At 66.2% G+C, this 21077-nt stretch carries 21 protein-coding genes and 1 riboswitch; of the genes, 14 read left to right on the plus strand and 7 right to left on the minus strand.

Features of this window, described 5'->3' with window-relative positions; all coding sequences use genetic code 11:
- Nucleotides 1-906, minus strand: coding sequence for an LpxL/LpxP family acyltransferase (locus AC1ZQA_RS05145; protein WP_482678745.1), 906 nt, complete (start codon nucleotides 904-906; stop codon nucleotides 1-3).
- Nucleotides 903-1760 (minus strand): lysophospholipid acyltransferase family protein, encoded by an 858-nt coding sequence (locus AC1ZQA_RS05150; protein ID WP_482678746.1) that lies wholly within the window; start codon nucleotides 1758-1760, stop codon nucleotides 903-905. Before AC1ZQA_RS05150 ends, AC1ZQA_RS05145 begins: the two co-directional genes overlap by 4 nt.
- Before the next feature lie 208 nt (nucleotides 1761-1968).
- Here AC1ZQA_RS05150 and metK point away from each other — a divergent pair, with 208 nt between their 5' ends.
- Complete coding sequence (metK, locus tag AC1ZQA_RS05155; RefSeq protein WP_482678747.1) at nucleotides 1969-3162, plus strand: methionine adenosyltransferase; 1194 nt, start codon at nucleotides 1969-1971, stop codon at nucleotides 3160-3162.
- Nucleotides 3163-3180: 18 nt separating this feature from the next.
- Here metK and pip read toward each other — a convergent pair whose 3' ends face one another.
- The gene (pip, locus tag AC1ZQA_RS05160) at nucleotides 3181-4128 is read right to left on the minus strand and encodes a prolyl aminopeptidase (RefSeq protein WP_482678748.1); all 948 of its coding nucleotides are present in this window, start codon (nucleotides 4126-4128) and stop codon (nucleotides 3181-3183) included.
- A 131-nt stretch (nucleotides 4129-4259) separates the two neighbouring features.
- Between pip and AC1ZQA_RS05165 the strand changes: the two genes are divergently transcribed.
- From AC1ZQA_RS05165 to argG, 3 genes are all read left to right on the plus strand, one after another.
- Nucleotides 4260-5248, plus strand: a protein-coding gene (locus AC1ZQA_RS05165; RefSeq protein WP_482678241.1) for an IS630 family transposase whose coding sequence is annotated in 2 segments (ribosomal slippage) — nucleotides 4260-4719 and nucleotides 4719-5248 — 990 coding nt in all. Because the reading frame shifts where the segments join, the coding sequence is not laid out codon by codon here.
- A gap of 63 nt (nucleotides 5249-5311) precedes the next feature.
- Entirely contained in the window at nucleotides 5312-5641 is a 330-nt protein-coding gene (gene ppnP, locus AC1ZQA_RS05170; RefSeq protein ID WP_482678749.1) for a pyrimidine/purine nucleoside phosphorylase, read from the plus strand.
- Nucleotides 5642-5655: 14 nt separating this feature from the next.
- Nucleotides 5656-6996 (plus strand): argininosuccinate synthase, encoded by a 1341-nt coding sequence (gene argG, locus AC1ZQA_RS05175; RefSeq protein WP_482678750.1) that lies wholly within the window; start codon nucleotides 5656-5658, stop codon nucleotides 6994-6996.
- A gap of 55 nt (nucleotides 6997-7051) precedes the next feature.
- Here argG and AC1ZQA_RS05180 read toward each other — a convergent pair whose 3' ends face one another.
- Together AC1ZQA_RS05180 and AC1ZQA_RS05185 are read right to left on the minus strand one after the other, a co-directional pair.
- Nucleotides 7052-7567: a cytochrome b/b6 domain-containing protein gene (locus AC1ZQA_RS05180; protein WP_482678751.1), complete on the minus strand. Its 516-nt coding sequence runs from the start codon at nucleotides 7565-7567 to the stop codon at nucleotides 7052-7054.
- Nucleotides 7564-7866 (minus strand): PepSY domain-containing protein, encoded by a 303-nt coding sequence (locus AC1ZQA_RS05185; RefSeq protein ID WP_482678752.1) that lies wholly within the window; start codon nucleotides 7864-7866, stop codon nucleotides 7564-7566. The genes AC1ZQA_RS05180 and AC1ZQA_RS05185 overlap by 4 nt, the downstream gene beginning before the upstream one ends.
- A gap of 485 nt (nucleotides 7867-8351) precedes the next feature.
- On the opposite strand from AC1ZQA_RS05185, the gene relB reads away from it, so the two are divergent.
- The 7 genes from relB to metF all read left to right on the plus strand — a co-directional run bounded on the left by relB (nucleotide 8352) and on the right by metF (nucleotide 12754).
- Entirely contained in the window at nucleotides 8352-8579 is a 228-nt protein-coding gene (relB, locus tag AC1ZQA_RS05190) for a type II toxin-antitoxin system RelB family antitoxin (protein WP_482678753.1), read from the plus strand.
- Nucleotides 8557-8829: a type II toxin-antitoxin system RelE family toxin gene (locus AC1ZQA_RS05195; protein WP_482678754.1), complete on the plus strand. Its 273-nt coding sequence runs from the start codon at nucleotides 8557-8559 to the stop codon at nucleotides 8827-8829. Before relB ends, AC1ZQA_RS05195 begins: the two co-directional genes overlap by 23 nt.
- Before the next feature lie 65 nt (nucleotides 8830-8894).
- The gene (locus AC1ZQA_RS05200) at nucleotides 8895-9194 is read left to right on the plus strand and encodes a hypothetical protein (RefSeq protein WP_482678755.1); all 300 of its coding nucleotides are present in this window, start codon (nucleotides 8895-8897) and stop codon (nucleotides 9192-9194) included.
- Nucleotides 9112-9528 carry a CorA family divalent cation transporter gene (locus AC1ZQA_RS05205; protein WP_482678756.1) on the plus strand — a complete coding sequence of 139 codons (417 nt, stop codon included), beginning with the start codon at nucleotides 9112-9114 and terminating at the stop codon, nucleotides 9526-9528. Before AC1ZQA_RS05200 ends, AC1ZQA_RS05205 begins: the two co-directional genes overlap by 83 nt.
- 33 nt (nucleotides 9529-9561) lie before the next feature.
- On the plus strand, nucleotides 9562-10206 hold the full coding sequence (locus AC1ZQA_RS05210; RefSeq protein ID WP_482678757.1) for a LysE family translocator: 645 nt from the start codon (nucleotides 9562-9564) through the stop codon (nucleotides 10204-10206).
- 91 nt (nucleotides 10207-10297) lie between these two features.
- Nucleotides 10298-10424, plus strand: a riboswitch (S-adenosyl-L-homocysteine riboswitch).
- A 59-nt stretch (nucleotides 10425-10483) separates the two neighbouring features.
- Entirely contained in the window at nucleotides 10484-11902 is a 1419-nt protein-coding gene (gene ahcY, locus AC1ZQA_RS05215; protein WP_482678758.1) for an adenosylhomocysteinase, read from the plus strand.
- Between the two features lie 3 nt (nucleotides 11903-11905).
- Complete coding sequence (metF, locus tag AC1ZQA_RS05220) at nucleotides 11906-12754, plus strand: methylenetetrahydrofolate reductase [NAD(P)H] (RefSeq protein ID WP_482678759.1); 849 nt, start codon at nucleotides 11906-11908, stop codon at nucleotides 12752-12754.
- Here the strand turns inward: metF and AC1ZQA_RS05225 are convergent.
- Nucleotides 12742-13962, minus strand: a complete 1221-nt coding sequence (locus AC1ZQA_RS05225) for an MFS transporter (protein ID WP_482678760.1) — start codon at nucleotides 13960-13962, stop codon at nucleotides 12742-12744. The two genes, metF and AC1ZQA_RS05225, sit on opposite strands and share 13 nt — an antisense overlap.
- Nucleotides 13963-14087: 125 nt before the next feature.
- Here AC1ZQA_RS05225 and apbC point away from each other — a divergent pair, with 125 nt between their 5' ends.
- From apbC to AC1ZQA_RS05240, 3 genes are read left to right on the plus strand one after another with little or no spacing between them, the layout of a single operon-like run.
- Complete coding sequence (gene apbC, locus AC1ZQA_RS05230) at nucleotides 14088-15179, plus strand: iron-sulfur cluster carrier protein ApbC (RefSeq protein WP_482678761.1); 1092 nt, start codon at nucleotides 14088-14090, stop codon at nucleotides 15177-15179.
- Nucleotides 15180-15199: 20 nt separating this feature from the next.
- A complete protein-coding gene (locus tag AC1ZQA_RS05235) occupies nucleotides 15200-18826 on the plus strand; it encodes a hydantoinase B/oxoprolinase family protein (protein WP_482678762.1) in 3627 nt (1208 codons plus the stop codon).
- A 3-nt stretch (nucleotides 18827-18829) separates the two neighbouring features.
- Nucleotides 18830-19798, plus strand: coding sequence for a 1-phosphofructokinase family hexose kinase (locus tag AC1ZQA_RS05240; protein ID WP_482678763.1), 969 nt, complete (start codon nucleotides 18830-18832; stop codon nucleotides 19796-19798).
- Here AC1ZQA_RS05240 and purD read toward each other — a convergent pair.
- Nucleotides 19788-21071 (minus strand): phosphoribosylamine--glycine ligase, encoded by a 1284-nt coding sequence (gene purD, locus AC1ZQA_RS05245; protein ID WP_482678764.1) that lies wholly within the window; start codon nucleotides 21069-21071, stop codon nucleotides 19788-19790. The two genes, AC1ZQA_RS05240 and purD, sit on opposite strands and share 11 nt — an antisense overlap.
- Nucleotides 21072-21077 lie beyond the last annotated feature (6 nt).

Here is a 21077-nt window from a genome sequence, read left to right on the forward strand (position 1 = left end):
TCAGTACAGAGAGGGCTCGCCTTCGGGGCGATTCTTGAAGCGCTTGTGCACCCAATGGTATTGCGCAGGCATGGTGCGCACCTGCTCTTCGATGAAGCGGTTCATGCGCCGCAGATCGGCGTCGATGTCGGCGGGCTTGCCCTTTTCGTCCAGCGCAGGGAAATCGCTCCAGGCCGGATGCACCGTGATGGCATAGCCGCGCGCGCCGGGCAGGATGCGGGTGACCACCGGATACACCCGCGCATTGGCCGACGCCGCCAGTCGTGGCGCCACGTCCAGTGTGGCAGCGGGCACGCCGAAAAAGTCGATGAAGCGCGAACTGCGCAGGCCGAAATCCATGTCGGGCAAGGTGTAGAACGGCACGCCGGCGCGCAACTGCCGCAGCATGGCTGCCGCACCGTCGTGCCGCGAGACGATGGCTGCGGTGTGAAAACGGCTGCGCCGCGCCACCACCCAGTCATCGAGCACCTTGTTCTTCTGCGGGGTGTACATGCCCGAGACCGGGCGCGGCGCCACCAGGCTGAGCGCCGTCCATCCGGCGTCCAGCCCCTCGAAGTGAAAACCCAGCAGCAGGGTGTTGCGGCTGCCGTCGAGCGCCTCGGTCACCGCGCCGTCGAGATGCAGCAGCCGTCGCAGCCGCCGTGGGCTGGCGTACCACAGTACTCCGCGCTCCAGGAACGCGCGTGCCACGTAGACGAAATGCCGGCGCCCGACCGCGCGCTGCTGCGCCGCGCTCCAGTCGGGAAAGCACAACTGCAGATTGCGCAGCGTGATGCGCCGACGTGACCGCGCCAGCGGCCACAGCAGCCAGCCCACCACCGCGCCCAGCGCCGCCAGCAGCGGATAGGGCAGCAGGTGCAGCAACCAGATCAGCGCAATGCTCAGTCGGGCAAGCAGTGCTTTCATGCTGCGGCCTCCGGCGGGGGCGGGGCGCCCGGTGGGCGCTTGTAGCGGTTGTAGCCCCACAGGTATTGCTCCGGGCAGCGGCGGATCAGCGCCTCCAGCGCGTGGTTGATCTGCGTGGCGGCGCGCTGCGGATCGGCGTCGAGCGCCTGCGGGAAGGGTTCCAGCAGCAGGGTGTAACCCCGCCCGCGCGGCAGACGCAGCGCCGAGGCCAGAATGATGCGGGCGTTGCCCAGCTGCACCAGCCGGGCCGGCAGGGTCATGGTGTAGGCAGGGCGACCAAAGAAATCGGCCCACACGCCTTCGCCGCTGCTGGGGGCCTGATCGGGCAGCAGGCCCACCGCCTCGCCTGCGCGCAGCGCGCGCAGCAATTGCCGCACCCCGGCCAGGTTTGCGGGTGCGATGGCGAGGTTGTGCCGCTGACGCGAAGCCAGCGCCACGGGCTGCAGCGCGGCCTTGCGCGGCGGGCGGTACATCACCGTGATCGGGCCCCAGGCCGAGGCGCTCTGCGCCGACACGTCGAAACAACCCAAATGTGGCGTGAGGTAGAGCACGCCCTGGCCTTGCGCACGCGCCGCGTCCACATGCTCCTTGCCGATCACCCGCACCCGGTGGACTGGCGCCTTGTGCCCTTGCCGAAACCACACTGCAGGCAGCTCGCCGACCATGCGCCCGGCTTGCGCTGCCGCCTTGCGCGCCAGCAACCTCGGTTCATACCCTGCCTGCTGCAGATTGGCCCGCAGGCGCTGGCGGTAGGTGCCCGATGCTGCATAAACCGTCATCCCAAGCGCCGCCCCGAGGGCCTGAAGCAGGCCCAGAGGCAAGACGGATAGCCAGCGGAAAACGCGAAGCAGCATGATGTCCCTGCAGTGCAAAGGGTGCCATGTTACGGATTGGCGCGGCTTTGCTGCAGGCATAGAATGCAGCGCAATGCCACCGAGTTAATGACAACTTGCGGGGTGGCAGGAGCAGTGCGCCAATCGGTGCGCTGCACAGCAGTCCGCTAAAGCGTCGCCGTGCGAGACCCAGACGGTGGCGTCAGACCAACCGTGAGAGAGGGCCGTCATGGCAAACCACTTCCTGTTCACCTCCGAATCCGTCTCTGAAGGCCATCCCGACAAGGTGGCCGACCAGATTTCCGACGCCATCCTCGACGCCATCCTGGCGCAGGACCCCACCGCGCGCGTGGCCGCCGAGACGCTGGCCAACACCGGGCTGATCGTGCTCGCAGGCGAAATCACCACCAACGCGGTAGTCGACTACATCCAGGTCGCGCGCAACACCCTGAAGCGCATCGGCTACGACGACGCCGACTTCGGCATCGACCACAAGAGCTGCGCGGTGCTGGTGGCCTACGACAAGCAGAGCCCCGACATCGCGCAGGGTGTGAACAGCGCGCACGACGACAACCTCGACCAGGGCGCGGGCGATCAGGGGCTGATGTTCGGCTATGCCTGCGACGAAACGCCCGAGCTGATGCCCGCGCCGATCTATTACGCGCACCGCCTGGTCGAGCGTCAAAGCCAGCTGCGCCGCGACGGGCGGCTGCCGTGGCTGCGGCCCGATGCCAAGAGCCAGATCACCTTCCGTTATGAGAACGGCGTGCCGGTGGCGATCGACACCGTGGTGCTGTCCACCCAACACGCGCCCGACATCGAGATGGCCGACCTGCGCGAAGCGGTGATCGAGCACATCATCAAGCCGGTGCTGCCGCCCGAGCTCATGCGCGGCGAGGTCAAGTACCTGATCAACCCGACGGGCCGCTTCGTCGTTGGCGGGCCGCAGGGCGACTGCGGGCTGACCGGGCGCAAGATCATCGTCGACACCTATGGCGGCGGCGCTCCGCACGGTGGCGGCGCATTCTCCGGCAAGGACCCGACCAAGGTCGACCGCTCCGCCGCCTATGCCGCGCGGTATGTGGCGAAGAACATCGTCGCCGCGGGGCTGGCGAAGAAGTGTCTGGTGCAGATTTCCTACGCTATTGGCGTGGCGCAGCCCACCAGCATCATGGTCACGACGCAGGGCACCGGGGTGATCGACGACGCCAGGCTCGAACAACTCGTGCGGCGTCACTTCGACCTGCGCCCTAAGGGCATCATCCAGATGCTCGACCTGCGCCGGCCGATCTATGAGAAGACCGCGTCCTACGGCCATTTCGGCCGTGACGAGCCCGAATTCAGCTGGGAGGCCACCGACCGCGCCGCGCTGCTGCGCGAGGACGCGGGGCTGGGCGCACTGCGCGCCGCGGCAACGGCCTGACCAACCGCAATCCGGGCTTCAGGCCGCGAAGCGATCGGTCGCGTCGATCAGGCGCGACAGAATGCCCGGTTCGTTGTAGGCGTGCCCGGCGTCGGGCACGAGCTGAAACTCTGCCTGCGGCCAGGCGCGGTGCAGCTCCCAGGCGGTGCGCATCGGGGTGCAGACGTCGTAGCGCCCCTGCACGATCACGCCGGGAATGCCCGCCAGCCTGCTTGCGTTGCGGATCAGCTGGCCCGCCTCCATCCAGCCCGCATGGACAAAATAATGGTTCTCGATGCGGGCGAACGCGAGCGAGAACGCGTCCTGCGCGTGCTGCACGATGTTGTTCTCGCTCGGCAGCAGGCGGATGGTGCGGCCTTCCCACACGCTCCAGGCCCGCGCGCAGGCCAGTTGCTCTTCGGGGTCGGGGCTGGTCAGGCGCTTGCGGTAGGCCGCAATCAGGTCGCCGCGCTCGGCCTCGGGGATGGGGGCGATGAAATCTTCCCAGAAATCCGGAAACAACCAGGATGCGCCGTCCTGATAGAACCACAGCAGTTCGGCGCGGCGCAGGGTGAAAATGCCGCGCAGCACCAGTGCCGACACCCGCTCGGGGTGCGTCTGCGCATAGGCCAGCGCCAGCGTGCTGCCCCAGGAGCCGCCAAGCACCAGCCAGCGCTCCACACCGAGCAGGGCGCGCAGCCGCTCGATGTCGGCCACCAGATGCCAGGTCGTGTTGTTTTCCAAGCTGGCATGCGGCGTCGAGCGCCCGCAGCCGCGCTGGTCGAACAGCAGCACGTTGTAACGCGCCGGGTCGAACAGGCGCCGGTGGTCGGGCGAGCACCCCGAGCCCGGCCCGCCGTGCAGGAACACCGCAGGCTTGCCCTGCGGATTGCCGCACAGTTCCCAGTAAATGCTGTGGCCGTCACCGGTGTCGAGCATGCCGGTGCGATACGGCTCGATCGGGGGGTAGAGGGTACGTGGATGCATGTGGGTTCAACAGGGGCGGATGGGGTGCGCGTCCGCTTGGTGCGGCCTCCTATTGAGATTTACATAAAACATGACAACCAATAGCATACTCAAACGTTATCCGATCATCAGCGTGATTGGAGGTTGGTTGCATGAGAAAGAAGATGGACGAGGCAACACGCAAACGGGTGCGAGCTGGTCGATTGCTGCTGGCAGGCAAGACGCCCGCACAGGCAGCAGCGGCGGTTGGGGTGGCGCGCCAGACCGTGTACACCTGGAAGGCCCGGCTCGATGAAGGCGGCATCGATGCGCTGCGCGCCATGTCGCCAGGACGCCCGGCGCAACTGGATGCGCAGCAACTGGAGGGGTTGCGCCGCGCGCTGTTGCAGCGGCCCACCGAGCACGGATTTGGAACCGAGTTATGGACGCTCAAGCGGGTGCGTCTGCTCATCGAGCGTCTGTACGGCGTGTCCTTCAGCGAAGTGCATGTCTGGCGCATTCTGGGCGCACTGGGCTTTAGCCCGCAAAAGCCCGAGAAGCGCGCCATCGAGCGAGACGAAGAGGCTGTGCGCAGTTGGAAGCGCAGCACCTGGCCGGCGCTTAAAAAAAAGCCCAGCGAGAAGGTCGCCTGATCGTCTTCGTGGACGAATCGGGCATCAGCGAGCGCCCGACCCGGGTGCGCACTTGGGCGCCCAGGGGGCACACACCCATCATCCAGTTCCACTTCAACTGGAACCACGTCTCGGTGATCGCCGGCTTGACGCGCACCAACTGTCTGTTTCGGCTGCACGAGGGCAGCATCAAGAAGGAGGAGATCGTCGAATTCCTCAAAGCGCTCAAGGCCCATCTGAAGCAGCCGCTGCTGGTGATCTGGGATGGTCTCAAGGCGCATCGCAGTCGGCTCGTGCGCGAATACCTCGACAGCCTGGATGGGTACATCCAGATCGCGTTCCTGCCGCCCTACGCGCCGGACCTGAACCCGGTGGAGTACCTGTGGGCCTGGCTGAAGCGACACGCATTGGCCAACTACTGCCCCGCCGACCTGAGCGAGCTGCACACGACCGCGCGCAACAAGCTCAAGAGCGCTCAGAAACGCCCCTCGATCATTGCCGCATGCTGGATGCAGGCTACGCTCTGGTAGTGTCATTGATTAAGTAAAGATCAATAGAATAGCCCTTTCCAGACATTCTTTTCTCTCCCTTCCATGCGCACCACTGAACTCGGCGGCGTGACCGTCCACACCCAGGCCAATGTGTATTTCGACGGCAAGTGCATCAGCCACGGCATCACCCTGGCAGACGGCAGCAAGAAGTCGGTCGGCGTGATCCTGCCGTCCACACTCACCTTCAACACCGCCGCGCCCGAAATCATGGAATGCGTGGCCGGCTCCTGCGAATACAAGCTGCCGGGCAGCGACACCTGGGTCAAGTCCGGTGTGGGCGAGCGCTTCAGCGTACCGGGCAACACCCGCTTCGAGATTCGCACGACCGAGCCCTATCACTACATCTGCCACTTCGGCGCATCCGCGGCGTAACCTCGCTTCCTCTCATGGCCACCATTCTGCAAAGCCTGCCCACCGGGCAAAAAGTCGGCATCGCCTTCTCCGGCGGACTCGACACCTCCGCCGCCCTGCTGTGGATGAAACAAAAGGGTGCCCAGCCCTATGCCTACACCGCCAACCTCGGCCAGCCCGACGAGAGCGACTACGACGACATCCCGCGCAAGGCGCTGGGCTTCGGCGCGGTCAAGGCGCGGCTGATCGACTGTCGCCAGCAACTGGCGCACGAAGGCATCGCCGCGATCCAGAGCGGCGCGTTTCACATCTCCACCGGCGGCATCACCTACTTCAACACTACCCCGCTGGGCCGCGCCGTGACGGGCACCATGCTGGTGGCGGCGATGAAAGAGGACGACGTGCACATCTGGGGCGATGGCTCCACCTTCAAAGGCAACGACATCGAGCGTTTCTACCGCTACGGTCTGCTGACCAACCCCGCGCTGAAAATCTACAAGCCCTGGCTGGATCAGACCTTCATCGACGAACTCGGTGGCCGCAAGGAGATGAGCGAGTTCCTCATTGCCAATGGCTTCGACTACAAGATGAGTGTGGAGAAGGCCTACAGCACCGACAGCAACATGCTCGGCGCAACGCACGAGGCCAAGGACCTGGAGCACCTGAACAGCGGCATTCGCATCGTCAACCCCATCATGGGCGTGGCGTTCTGGAAGCCCGAGGTGGACGTGAAGGCCGAGGAAGTGACGATCCGCTTCGAGGAAGGGCAGCCCGTGGCGCTCAACGGCCGGACCTTCGCCGACCCGATGGCGCTGTTTCTGGAGGCCAACGCCATCGGCGGCCGCCACGGCCTGGGCATGAGCGACCAGATCGAGAACCGCATCATCGAAGCAAAGAGCCGCGGCATTTACGAAGCCCCGGGCATGGCGCTTCTGCACATTGCCTATGAGCGTCTGGTCACCGGCATCCACAACGAGGACACCATCGAGCAATACCGGATCAATGGCCTGAAGCTCGGCCGCCTGCTGTACCAGGGCCGCTGGTTCGATCCGCAGGCCATGATGCTGCGCGAAACCGCGCAGCGCTGGGTCGCGCGCGCGATCACCGGCGAAGTCACGCTGGAACTGCGCCGCGGCAACGACTACAGCATTCTCAATACCGAAAGCCCCAACCTCACCTACGCACCCGAACGCCTGAGCATGGAAAAGGTGGAAGACGCGCCGTTCAGCCCGGCTGACCGCATCGGCCAACTGACTCTGCGCAATCTCGACATCACCGACACGCGTGCCAAGCTCGGCATCTATGCCAGGACGGGGCTGATTTCCGTGAGCGAAGGCGTGAATCTGCCGCGGCTCGAGGGAGAAAAGGGGCAGTGATTTCGGACGGCCCAGCGCCGTAGCGCGGTCCGGGCGGGGCGCGGCGCGGCAAGTGTCAGTGCGGCGGTTCCTTGCCGTCGATCATCGCCAGCGGCAGCGGGTAGCGTGCTCGCCAGCTGCCCACTGCCAGGCCGAGCAGGTGCAACGCGACCAGGCTCCAGAGCAAATCCGAGGCGAGGGCGTGCAGGGTCTGCAGCGTTTCGTCGCCCCAGAATGCATCGGTGCGCAGAAGAAACCCGCCGATGCCAAGGGCCAGCACCGTGGCGAGCATTGCCAGAACATTCCACGCAGCCAGCGGGTTGTAGCCGTGCGCGAGCGCTGCACGCCCGGCGAGGAAGGCGCGCAGCCACTGCACCAGGCGGCGCGGGCTGTGCAGCAAGGTGTTCAGCCGGGCGTCTGGCGGCCCCCACAGTCCGTATCCCATGCGCCAGAGCACGGCTGCAGCGGCGACATATCCCAGCCAGACATGCGCGCTGCGCGAGGCGGATTCCACTGCCCAGGCCGCAAGGCAACTTGCGGCCAGCGTCCAGTGACACAGCCGCAGGGGCAGGGCGATGCGCGCCTTGTTCAATGGCGCTCCTCCTTGACGACCTTGCCGTCGACCGGGTTGAAATAGATTTCAACTTTCTTGCCGGCTGCATCCTTGCCGTAGATTTCGTAGCAATTGCCCTTGGTGGTCTTGAACTTGTCGATCGCGTAGCCCTTGGCCTTCAGGTCGGTCTGAAACTTCGCGCTATCGAGCCAGGCCGATTGCGGCTTGTCGGTACAGGTGGGACCAGCCAGCGCCACAGTGGCGACCGCGCTCAACAGCAGGCCGCTCACTGCGGCGACCACCGAATGCAGCAAACCGGAAGAGGGAGAAAAACGCATCGCAAACTCCTGGAAGAAAAGTCAATCGTTATCAAATAGTAATGATTCGCAAAAAAGTTTCGATGATGACCGGTTGGGCTGCAGGGGATTTCGAAGGGGTTTTTTTCGCGAGGGCTGGATCGACAGGAGCGCGGCGATGGCGCAAGAAAGTGGGAGCGGTGGTCTCTCGACACAGGCGTACCACAGCAGATGGGGTCATACCAGGACCGATGGGGCCAAATCTATCCTCGCAGCATGAACAAGAGGTCGGTCGTCGCTGGATCGCTGAAGTGCCCCAGCTTCCAGCCTTGCTTTCCTCCGGCGCCAGCGCTGACGAGGCCATGTCGAAGGCAGACGTGCTGGCAACAGGACCTGCGGCATGACGTTTTCTCGCGCCTGACAGGGGTTTGACAAGTCGCAGCGACGTCTGAGCGGGGATGGGTCCAGTTGGTCAAGATTGCGCCCTTGTGATACAGTGAATACATGTATCTATTGGAGGCCTCGACATGGCAACCTCAATTCGCCTCGCTCCTGAAACCGAACAAAGGCTTGACAACCTCGCATCCCATACGGGGCGCACCAAGGCTTACTACCTGCGCGAAATCATCGAACGCGGCATCGAGGAAATGGAGGACTACTACCTCGCTGCTGACGTGCTGGAGCGCGTCCGCAAGGGGCAGGAGCAGGTGCATTCCGCTGCTGATGTGAGAAGTGACCTTGGCCTGGACGATTGATTACACCGAGACGGCCAAAACACAGCTGCGCAAGCTCGACAAGCCGTTGGCGCGTCGCATTGTTGACTTCATGGACGAGCGCATCGCCGGGCTTGAGAACCCACGGAGCACGGGTAAGGCATTGACCGGCCCGCTTGGTGGTTTCTGGCGCTACCGGGTGGGGGATTGCCGGGTGATTTGTGACATTCAGGACAGTGTGCTGCGCGTCCTTGTGGTGCAGATCGGTAACAGGCGCGAGGTCTATCGATAGGCCCTCTGTGCAGGTTGTTGCCTGCTCGCGCCCCGACTGATTCATCCATGCCATCAAATCGCATCATGTCTGCTCCTGACACTGCCAAGCCCGACAACCGCATCCGCGCCTGCGTGGCCTATGACCGCAGCGGACAGCGGGTGGGCGATGTGGCGCTGGAGGACATCAGCGACATGCCTGCGCAGCCGGACCGGTTTGTCTGGGTGGGGCTGTACGAGCCGGACGCCGCCCTGCTGGCGCAGGGGCCGGGGTACGCGCGGCACGCTCAAGCGGCTGTACGCCATGCAGCGCGAGCTGACCCGGCTGCGGCTGGCAGTGGCGCCGCTGCAGGACGTGCTGGCGCAATTGCAGCGCCTGCCCGGTGAGCTGATGCCCCAGGCCGTGCGGCCCTATTTCCGCGACGTCAATGACCATGCCAATCGCATCAACGACACGGTGGGTGCGCTGCGCGAAACGCTGTCGGCGGCGATGAATGTCTCGGTGTCGCTCGTGACTCTGGGGCAGAACGAGGTGGTCAAGCGGATTGCTGGCTGGGCTGCGCTGCTGGCCGTGCCCACGCTGCTCACCGGCTGGTTCGGCATGAACTTCCGCCACATGCCCGAGCTGGATCTGCCCTGGGCCTATCCGGCACTCATCGTCTTCACCGTGGGGCTGTGCGGTGGGCTGTATGACTGGCTCAAGCGCTCGCGCTGGCTGTAGCCCTTCGATTGCACCTTTTGCGGATTTCCACCCATGCCTGACATTCACCACTTCACCCTGTTCCTGCTCTCGGGCCTGTTGCTCAACATGACGCCAGGGGCGGACATGCTGTTCATCGTGTCGCGCAGTGCGCAGCAGGGCGCGCGGGCGGGGGCCATGGCGGCGCTGGGCGTGGGGGCGGGCTGCCTGGTGCATGTCACTGCGGCGGCCGTGGGACTGTCGGCGTTGATTGCGGCATCCGATCTGGCGTTCAGTGTGGTGAAGTGGCTGGGCGCGGCGTATCTGGTGTGGCTGGGCATGGGGCTGCTGGGTGCGCGGCCGCAGACGCCTCCATTGGCCTCGGCGCGCCTGCCCGCTGCAACCTCGCGGGCGGTGTTCTGGCAAGGTGTGCTGACCAATGTCCTGAATCCGAAAATCGTGCTGTTCTTCCTGGCCTTTCTGCCGCAGTTCGTCGGTGCATCGACGAGTGGGCAGGGCTGGGCGTTTCTCCTGCTCGGGGTGGTGTTCACCGTGAATGGCACCCTGTTCAACCTGGGCGTGGCCTGGGTGGCGGCGCGGGCGCGTGGACACATGGCGGGCGTGGGACGCATGCAGCGCCTGGCGCATTGGGTGCGACGGCTGACGGGTGTTGTGTTTGTCGGTCTGGGGCTGCGCCTGGCTTTGGCGTCCCGGGTGTAGGGCGGGCTCGGGCAGGGCTGTTTCAAAACCAAGTTTGTGCGGGCATTTCATCGGCAGACGCGCGCGGGGCGCGAACCGATAGAATGCACGACTTCCCGAGGAGCGTTGCAACGCATGGGTGGCGGTTTTTGGCCCCACCCGTCGCCAGGCTCGGGACTTTGATCGCAGGTGGCCCGCTGAAAGTCGCGGCCGCTTTCCTTCAACGGCGCTCACCCAACCCGTGCCGGGCGCGGGATGCGGTGCGCATCCGTTCCCGGCCACTTTGTTCGGAGTGTGTATGAACGCTGTGGTCGATTTGAAAAATTCCCCTGATTATGTGATTGCCGACATCGGCCTGGCCGACTGGGGCCGACGCGAGATCGCCATTGCCGAGAGCGAAATGCCCGCGCTGATGGCCATCCGCAACGAATACGCGGCCAGCCAGCCGCTGCGCGGCGCGCGCATCACCGGCAGCCTGCACATGACCATCCAGACCGCGGTGCTGATCGAAACCCTGCAGGCGCTGGGCGCGCAGGTGCGCTGGGCCTCGTGCAACATCTTCTCCACGCAGGATCACGCCGCTGCGGCGATTGCCGCCAACGGCACGCCGGTGTTCGCGGTCAAGGGCGAGTCGCTCGAGGACTACTGGCACTACACCCACCGCATTTTCGAGTGGACGGATGGTGGCTACTCGAACATGATCCTCGACGACGGCGGCGACGCCACGCTGCTGCTGCATCTGGGTGCGCGGGCCGAGGCCGATGCTGCGGTGCTCAACCACCCCACCAGCGAGGAAGAGGGCGTGTTGTTTGCCGCGATCAAGGCCAAGCTGGCGACCTCGCCCAAGTGGTACTCCACCCGGCTTGCGCACATCAAGGGCGTGACCGAGGAGACCACCACTGGCGTGCATCGCCTCTACCAGATGCACCAGCGCGGCGAGCTCAAGTTCCCGGCGATCAATGTCAACGACTCGGTCACCAAGAGCAAGTTCGACAATCTCTACGGCTGCCGCGAGTCGCTGGTGGACGGCATCAAGCGTGCGACCGACGTGATGGTGGCGGGCAAGATCGCCGTGGTTGCGGGCTATGGCGACGTGGGCAAGGGCTCGGCGCAGGCGCTGCGTGCGCTCTCGGCCCAGGTGTGGGTGACCGAGATCGATCCGATCTGCGCGCTGCAGGCGGCGATGGAAGGCTACCGCGTGGTGACCATGGACTATGCCTGTGAGCATGCGGACATTTTCGTCACCGCCACTGGCAACTACCACGTCATCACCCACGACCACATGGCCCGCATGAAGAACCAGGCCATCGTCTGCAACATCGGCCACTTCGACAACGAGATCGACGTCGCGGGCATCGAGAAGTATCAGTGGGAGGAAATCAAGCCGCAGGTCGATCATGTCATCTTTCCCGATGGCAAGCGCATCATCCTGCTGGCCAAGGGCCGTCTGGTGAACCTGGGCTGCGGCACCGGCCATCCGAGCTATGTGATGAGCTCCAGCTTCGCCAACCAGACCCTGGCGCAGATCGAGCTGTTCACCAAGACGGATGACTATCCCGTGGGCGTGTACACCCTGCCCAAGCACCTCGACGAGCATGTCGCGCGGCTGCAGCTCACCACCCTCAACGCGCAGCTCACCACCCTGAGCGACCAGCAGGCTGCCTACATCAATGTGCCCAAGGACGGTCCCTACAAGCCCGCCCACTACCGGTACTGATGCATGGCCTCGTCACAACCGGTCAGTCTGAGCTTCGAGTTCTTCCCGCCCAAGACGCCCGAGGGCGCGGACAAGCTGCGGGCGGTGCGGCAGCGTCTGTACGCGCGTCGGCCCGAGTTCTGCTCCGTCACCTTCGGCGCGGGGGGATCCACGCAGGAGGGCACGCTGCAGACGGTCCGCGAGATCCTCGCCGAGGGCATGGATGCCGCGCCGCACCTGTCGTGCATCGGCGCCAGCCGTGCGTCGGTGCGCGGGCATCTGCAGGCGTTCCGCGCCGCGGGGGTCAAGCGCATCGTCGCGCTGCGTGGCGATCTGCCGTCGGGCTACGGCATCGGCGGCGAGTTTCACCATGCCCGCGATCTGGTGGCGTTCATCCGTGACGAGATGGGCGGCGCGATTCACATCGAAGTGGCGGCCTACCCCGAGATGCATCCGCAGGCCAGAAGCCCGCAGGACGATCTGCAGCACTTTGCCGACAAGGTGCGCGCCGGGGCCGACTCGGCGATCACGCAATATTTCTATACCGCGGCGGCCTATCGCCGCTTTGTTGACGACGTGCGTGCGCTGGGTCTGGATGTGCCGGTGGTGCCGGGCATCATGCCCATCACCAATTCCAGCCAGTTGCTGCGTTTTTCCGAGGTGTGCGGCGCCGAGATTCCGCGCTGGATCCGGCTGCGGCTGCAGAGCTATGGCGACGACCGCGAATCCATCCGCGCGTTTGGCCGCGAGGTGGTCGCCAGCCTGTGCGAGGAACTCATCGCCGACGGTGCGCCAGGGCTGCATTTCTACACCCTGAACCAGGCCGAGCCGACGCTGGCGGTGCTCGACGATCTGGGACGTCAAGCAGCCTGACGCGGCCCGCTGGCGGCATGCAGCAGCAGTGCCGCCAGCGCGAAGCCCGCGCCTGCTGCGGTCACGGCGGCCCAGCCGCCCGCAGTCCAGGCATGACTGGCGACGAACGAGCCGAGCGAGCCGCCGATGAAATACAGCGTCATGTACACCGCGTTGATGCGGCTGCGCGCCGCTGCGTCCAGCGCATAGATGCGCGTCTGGTTGGCGATCTGGCTGCCCTGCACCCCGGCATCGAGCAGCAGTACCCCGGCGATCAGCCACCACAACCCGTGCGCCCCCGGCGCGAACACCGCCCAGGACAGCAGGGTCAACGTCAGCGCTGCAAACAGCACCCGGCGCGGCCCACCCGGCCTGTCGGAATGTCGGCCAGAGAGCGGCGCGACCAGCGCGCCCATGATGCCCAGAATGCCGAAGGCACCCACCACCGCCGGGCCGAACCCATAGGCCGGACTTTGCAGCAAGGGCGTCAGCCCCACCCAGAACACGCTGAAGCTGGCAAAGAACAGCCCGCCGGTGATCCCGGCAAGACGCAGATCGCGGTGCAATGTGAACTGTTGCAGCGTGGAGCGCAGCAGTGTGGCGTAGCGCTGGCCCGCAGCGCCTTCGTCCACCGGCAGCCGCGGCAGCACGCGCCACAGCATGATCCACATGCCGATGTTCACCAGCGTGGCAAACACATAGACCGCTTGCCAGTTCAGCAGTGCGGCAATGCCACCGGCGAGCACCCGCCCGCCCAGAATGCCCACCAGCAGGCCGCTCATCACCAGACCGATGGCCTTGCCGCGCGACTGCGGCGGCGCCAGGTGCGCGACCATCGGAATGATCTGCTGCGCAATGCTGGAAAGCATGCCGATGGCGAACGACGCCGCCGCCAGCAACAGCACACTGGGCGCCAGCGCAGCGCCCAGCAGCGCGGGGACGAGCAGCGCGGCCATGATCAGAATGACCTGATGGCGCGCATGGCGGTCGCCCAGCGGCCCCAGCAGCAGCAGCCCGGCGGCATAGCCGATCTGCGTGGCCGACGGCACCGCGGCCACGCCAGCCACCGTGGTGTGGAAATGCTGCGCAAACTGCTCGAGCAGCGGTTGGGCGTAATAGATGTTGGCAACCGAGATTCCGCACGCCAGGGCCATGAAACCGATGAAATGGCGCGACATGGGCGGATGCGCGGCGGATGGAAGGGCAGAAACCGAGGTGTTGGCAGACATGGTGAAATTCTTTTGCAGCCGCGTATTGTCGCGGTGCATCAATCTGGCTGCTTGCTGGGGGACTTCACACCGGTCAGGGTGGCCCTACACTGCAAATTCCTCGATCTCTCAGTGCCTGTCTGAACATGCCCCAAGTTCTCGATTCCGCGGTTCACGCCGCCCTTCAAACCCTGCTGGACCCGCAGACCGGCCGCTCGCTGGTGGCGGAAAAGGCCATCAAAAATCTGCGCGTGGACGGCGGCGACGTCTCGCTGGAGGTCGAACTCGGCTATCCCGCGCGCAGCCTGCACGCCGAGCTCCAAAGGCAGGTGATTGCCGCGCTGCGCGCCGTGCCCGGGGTGCAGAACGTGTCGGTGGCGGTGCGCAGCCATGTGGTGTCCCATGCGGTGCAGCGCGGCCTGAAGCCGCTGCCCGAAGTGAAGAACATCATCGCCGTGGCGTCTGGTAAGGGCGGGGTGGGCAAGAGCACCACCGCGGCCAATCTGGCGCTGGCGCTGGCGGCCGAAGGCGCACGCGTCGGCCTGCTTGATGCTGATATCTACGGCCCGTCGCAGCCGATGATGATGGGCGTCTCGGGTCAGCCGCAAAGCCGCGACGGCCAGACCATGGAGCCGCTGGAAAATTACGGCGTGCAGATCATGTCGATCGGCTTTCTGATCGAGGCCGACAACCCCATGATCTGGCGCGGCCCGATGGCCACGCAGGCGCTCGAACAACTGCTGCGCCAGACCGCGTGGCAGGATCTGGACTATCTCATCGTCGACATGCCGCCGGGCACCGGAGACATCCAGTTGACGCTGAGCCAGCGCGTGCCGCTGACCGGCGCGGTCATCGTCACCACGCCGCAGGACATCGCGCTGCTCGATGCGCGCAAGGGGTTGAAAATGTTCGAGAAGGTCGGCGTGCCGATACTCGGCATCGTCGAGAACATGGCGATGCACGTGTGCTCGCACTGCGGTCAAGTCGAGCACATTTTCGGCGAGGGCGGCGGGCAGCGCATGAGCGCCGAATACGGGGTGGGCTACCTCGGCGGTCTGCCGCTGGACATCCGCATCCGCGAACAGGCCGACGGCGGGCGTCCGACCGTCGTGGCCGATCCCGACAGCGCGGTCGCGCAGAGCTACAAGGCCATCGCCCGCGCGGTTGCCGTGAAGGTGGCGCAGCAGGGCCGCGACTACACCGCCAAGTTCCCGACCATCAGCGTGCAGAACAGCTGAGCCGCGCAGCGGGTCGAGCCATGTCTGCAACGGGTCGCTGGCAATTCTGGATCGACCGCGGCGGCACGTTCACCGACATCGTCGCGCGTCGCCCCGATGGCGCGCTGCTCACGCACAAGCTGCTGTCGGAAAACCCCGAGCAATACCGCGACGCCGCGGTTGCCGGCATCCGGCAGCTGCTCGGGCTGCCGCCCGGTGCAAGAATCACCCCGCAGCAGGTGGAGTGCGTGCGCATGGGCACGACGGTGGCGACCAATGCGCTGCTCGAGCGCAAAGGCGAGCCGCTGGTGCTGGTCACCACGCGTGGGTTTCGCGATGCGCTGCGCATCGCGTACCAAAACCGCCCGCGGCTGTTCGACCGGCGCATCGTGCTGCCCGAGCTGCTCTACAGCCGGGTGATCGAGGCGCAGGAGCGCGTCGCCGCCGACGGCACGGTGCTGCAGCCGCTGGACTGTGCTGCGCTGCGCGCCGCGCTGCAACAGGCGTTCGACGCCGGGCTGCGCGCGGCGGCGATCGTGTTCCTGCACGGCTGGCGCAATCCTGCGCACGAGGCGCAGGCGGCGGAGATCGCGCGTGCGATCGGCTACACGCAGATCAGCACCTCGCACCAGACCAGCCGGCTGATCAAGTTCGTCTCGCGCGGCGACACCACGGTGGTCGATGCCTACCTCTCGCCCATCCTGCGGCGCTATGTCGAGCAGGTGGCCGCCGAAATGCCGGGAGTGCCGCTGCTGTTCATGCAGTCCAGCGGCGGGCTGACCGAGGCGGGCGGATTTCGCGGCAAGGACGCGGTGCTCTCCGGTCCGGCAGGCGGCATCGTCGGCATGGCGCGCACCGCGCAGGCCGCGGGCCATTCCCGGGTCATCGGCTTCGACATGGGCGGCACCTCGACCGATGTGTCGCATTTCGACGGCCGCTTCGAGCGCGTGTTCGACACCGAGGTGGCCGGGGTGCGGCTGCGCGCGCCCATGTTGCACATCCACACCGTCGCCGCCGGCGGCAGCTCGATCCTGCATTTCGACGGCGCGCGGCTGCGCGTCGGCCCCGATTCGGCCGGCGCCAATCCCGGCCCGGCGTGCTACCGCCGCGGCGGGCCGCTGACCATCACCGATGCAAATGTGCTGCTCGGGCGCATCCGGCCCGAGCACTTTCCCGCAGTGTTCGGCCCGCAGGCCGATCAGCCGCTCGATCTGGAGACGGTGCGCGCCCGGTTTGCGCAACTGGCTGCGCGCATCGCCATTGATACCGGGCTGCCGCAAACCCCGGAAGGGGTGGCCGAAGGCTATCTGGCGATTGCGGTGCAGGCCATGGCGGGTGCGATCAAGCGCATTTCTCTGGCGCGCGGGCATGACGTGACGCGCTACACCCTGCAATGTTTCGGCGGTGCCGGGGCGCAACATGCCTGCGCCGTGGCCGAGGCGCTGGGCATGGAGCGCGTGTTCATCCACCGCTACGCCGGAGTGCTGTCGGCCTATGGCATGGGGCTGGCCGAGCAGACCGCGATGCAGCAGCGCAGTGTGGAAGCGCCGCTGGACGATGCGCTGCTGCCCCGCCTGCTGGCCTTGCGCGATGCGCTGGCTGCGCATGTCACGCAGGAACTGCGGGCGCAGGAGGTGCCCGCAGACGCCATTCGCCTGCAGGTCAAGGTGCTGCTGCGGTATGAGGGCAGCGATGCAGCACTTCCCGTGGCGCTTGCCGATGCACCGTCCATGCGCGCCGCGTTCGAGCAGACCTATCTGCAGCGTTACGCGCACCACATGCCCGAGCGTGGCCTGGTGGTGGATGCCCTGCTGGTGGAGGCCGCGGGCGGTGGCGAGCCGGTCCTGCAGGAGCCACAGCACACGCCCATCACGGGAGAGATGCCGCGATGTGCCGTGCTGCCTGTCTTCATCGACGGGAGCTGGCAAGAGGCGGCGCTGGTGCAACGGGCCGACTGCCTGCCTGGCCAGCAGATCGACGGCCCGGCCATTCTCACCGAGACCCATACCACTCTGTTCATTGCGCCCGGCTGGCGCGCAGGCATCACCGCAGCCGGGCATGTGGAACTGCAGCGGCTGGCCGCGCAGGCCCGCGCGCGCGACGACACCACCACGGTCGATCCGGTGCGGCTGGAGCTGTTCAACAACCTGTTCATGCACATTGCCGAACAGATGGGGGTGCAGCTGCAGAACACCGCGGTGTCGGTCAACATCAAGGAGCGGCTGGATTTTTCCTGCGCGCTGTTCGACAGCGAGGGGCAGTTGATCGCCAACGCGCCACATGTGCCGGTGCATCTGGGGTCGATGGGAGAAAGCATCCAGACCGTGATCCGCCAAAACCGCGCTGCGATGCGGCCCGGCGACGTGTTCCTGCTCAACGACCCCTACCACGGCGGCACGCACCTGCCCGACATCACCGTGGTGACCCCAGTGTTCGACCGCGCGGGCGCGCAGGTGCTGTTCTATGTCGGTTCGCGCGGTCACCATGCCGATATCGGCGGCATCACGCCGGGTTCCATGTCGCCGTTCTCGCGCCGCATCGACGAGGAAGGCGTGGTGATCGACAACTTCAAGCTGGTCGACGCCGGTCGGCTGCGTGAGGCCGAACTGCGCGCGCTGCTGCAAGGCGGCCCCTGGCCCGCCCGCAATCCGCAGCAGAACCTGGCCGACCTGAAGGCGCAGATCGCAGCCAACCAGATTGGCGTTCAGGAACTGCAACGCCTGGTGATGGATCATGGCCTCGGCGTTGTCCAGGCCTACATGCGCCATGTGCAGGACAACGCCGAAGCCGCGGTACGCCGGGTGATCGGCGCGCTGCACGATGGGCGCTTCAGCCTCGAACTCGACACCGGCGCACGCATCTGCGTGGCCATCCGTGTAGACCCTGCTGCGCGCAGCGCCGTCATCGACTTCACCGGCACCTCGCCGCAGCAGCCGGACAACCTCAATGCGCCCAGGGCCGTGACCGTCGCTGCGGTGCTGTATGTGTTCCGCTGTCTGGTGGATGACGACATTCCGCTCAACGCCGGGTGTCTGAAGCCGCTGCAGCTCATCATTCCCGAGGGCTCGATGCTGGCGCCGCGCCCGCCCGCTGCCGTGGTGGCCGGCAATGTGGAGGTCAGCATGTGCGTGACCAATGCGCTGTTCGGCGCGCTGGGGGTGCAGGCCGCCAGCCAGTGCACCATGAACAATTTCACCTTCGGCAACGCGCAGCATCAGTACTACGAAACCATCGCCGGTGGATCGGGCGCGGGCGGCGTGTTCGATGCCCAGGGCCAGCAAATCGGCGGCTTCGACGGGACTTCGGTGGTGCAGAACCACATGACCAACTCGCGCCTGACCGACCCCGAGGTGCTGGAATGGCGCTATCCGGTGCGGTTGGACAGCTTTGCAATCCGCACCGGATCGGGCGGGGCGGGGCGCTGGCGCGGTGGTGACGGCGGTGTGCGCCGCATCCGCTTTCTCGCGCCGATGACCGCGGCCATCCTGTCCAACGGACGGCGCGTGGGCGCGTTCGGGCTGCATGGCGGTGCCTCCGGCGCGGTGGGCATCAACCGCGTGGAGCGCGCCGACGGCACGTGCGAAACCCTGCCCGCATCAGCCAGCGTGGAACTGCGGGCGGGCGATGTGTTTGTCATCGAAACGCCGGGTGGCGGCGGGTATGGTTGAAGCATGGAAACACCCGCACTGGTCACACTCACCCTCAACCCCTGCGTGGACGTCAGCTACGACATCACCCAGCTGATCGAGGATCAGAAAGTCCACGCCAACGCCAACCGGCTCGATCCGGGTGGCAACGGCATCAATGTGGCACGCGCGCTCAAGCGCCTGCAGATGCCCGCGGTGGCCTGCACGGTGCTGGGCGGGGAGATCGGCGATCTGTTCACACGGCTGGTGACCGGGGAGATCGAGCAGCTTCACGCCGTGCGCATTGCTGGCGAGACACGCATCAACGTCACCCTGCAGCAGCAACAGCCGCGGGCGCAGTTCGAGGTCAGCGGCATCGGTCCAACGCTCGACGCCAGCACGCTGCAGCACATCACCGACACCGTGCTGCGGCTGACCGGCGACGGGTTTGCCGTGCTCACCGGCTCGCGCATGCCCGGCGTGCCGACCGACTTCTACGCGCAGCTGATCCGCAGGCTGCAGGTCCAGGGTGCGCGCACCGTGATCGATGCGCAGGGGGACATGCTGGCGCAGGCGGTTGCCTCGCGGCCCTTTCTGATCAAGCCCAACCGCGTCGAACTCGAACAACTGCTGCAGCAAACCTTGCCCGACAGGCAGGCCGTCATCGCGGCAGCGCAGTCTGTCTGCGCGCGCGGGGTGCGCTGGGTCTGCGTGTCCCTGGGCGGCGAGGGGGCCGTGCTGGTGAGTGCCACCGAGGTCTACGTGGGCGAGGCCCCTGTCGTGCCTGTGGTCTCCACCGTGGGCGCTGGTGATTCGATGGTCGCCGGCCTGCTCAGTGGTTTTTCGCGTGGAGAGGCACCGGCCAATGCGCTGCGCCTCGCCCTGGCCTGCGGCAGCGGCACCGCGGCGCAGCCAGGCACCGAACTGTTCGACCCGGCCGCGCTGCCGGAACTGCTGGAACGGGCGCAGGTTGCGGTGGTCGCCGCGCCGGCTGCAACGCGGTTCAGCGCTTGATCGCCCGCCACCCAATGTCGCGGCGGTACTGCATGCCGTCGAACTGAATCGTGCTGATCGCCTCGTAGGCGCGCTGCTGTGCGATGCGCGGCGAGTCGCCCAGCGCGGTGACCGCCAGGACCCGACCGCCGGAGGTGCGCAGCACGCCTTGTTCATCGAGCGTGGTGCCTGCGTGAAAGGTGATGCAGTCGGGCGCTTCGGGCGGAATGCCGGTGATGACATCCCCCTTGCGCGGGCTCTCGGGGTAACCGTGGGCGGCGAGCACCACGCCGAGGGCCGTGCGGCGGTCCCACTCCAGTTCCACCTGGTCAAGCTGGCCGGCAATCGCCTTTTCGAACACCACGGAAAGATCGCTCTTGAGCCGGGCCATGATGGGCTGGGTTTCGGGGTCACCCATGCGGCAGTTGAATTCAAGCGTCCTGGCGCGTCCCTGGGCGTCGATCATCAGCCCGGCGTAGAGAAATCCTGTGAAGGGAATGCCATCGGCCGCCATGCCCTTGACCGTGGGCTGGATGATCTCGCGCATCACCCGCGCATGGACCTCCGGCGTGACCACGGGCGCCGGGGAATAGGCGCCCATGCCGCCGGTATTGGGGCCGTTGTCGCCGTCGAGCAGACGCTTGTGATCCTGGCTGGAGGCCAGCGCGAGGACGTGCTGGCCGTCCACCATGACGATGAAGCTGGCTTCCTCGCCCTGCAGGAACTCTTCGATGACCACGCGTGCGCGGCCCGCGTTGTGCTGCACCCCGTAGCGGTTGGCCTGCAGCATGTCGTCGATCGCGGCATGGGCTTCGTCCGCAGTCTGCGCCACGACCACGCCCTTGCCCGCGGCCAGCCCATCGGCCTTGACCACGATGGGCGCGCCGTGCTGATCGACATAGGCATGCGCCTGCGCCGCATCCTCGAACGTGGCGTAGGCCGCGGTGGGAATGTGATGCCGCGCCATGAAGTTCTTGGAGAAGGCCTTGGAGCTTTCCAGTTGTGCGGCGGCGCGGGTGGGGCCGAAGATCTTCAGCCCGCGGGCGCGAAACCCGTCGACGATGCCCGCCGCCAGCGGTGCCTCGGGACCAACCACGGTATAGGCGATCTTTTCGCGCACGCAGAACGCAGCCAGCTCTTCCGCATTGGCCACCTGCAGGTTCTCCAGCCGGGTGTCGAGCGCGGTGCCGCCGTTGCCCGGCGCAACATAGACCGACTGCACCCGGGGCGACTGCGCCAGCTTCCAGGCGATGGCGTGCTCGCGTCCGCCAGAGCCGATGACGAGGAGTTTCATGGTGTG

Source organism: Thiomonas sp. DCM-2 (assembly GCF_056820905.1).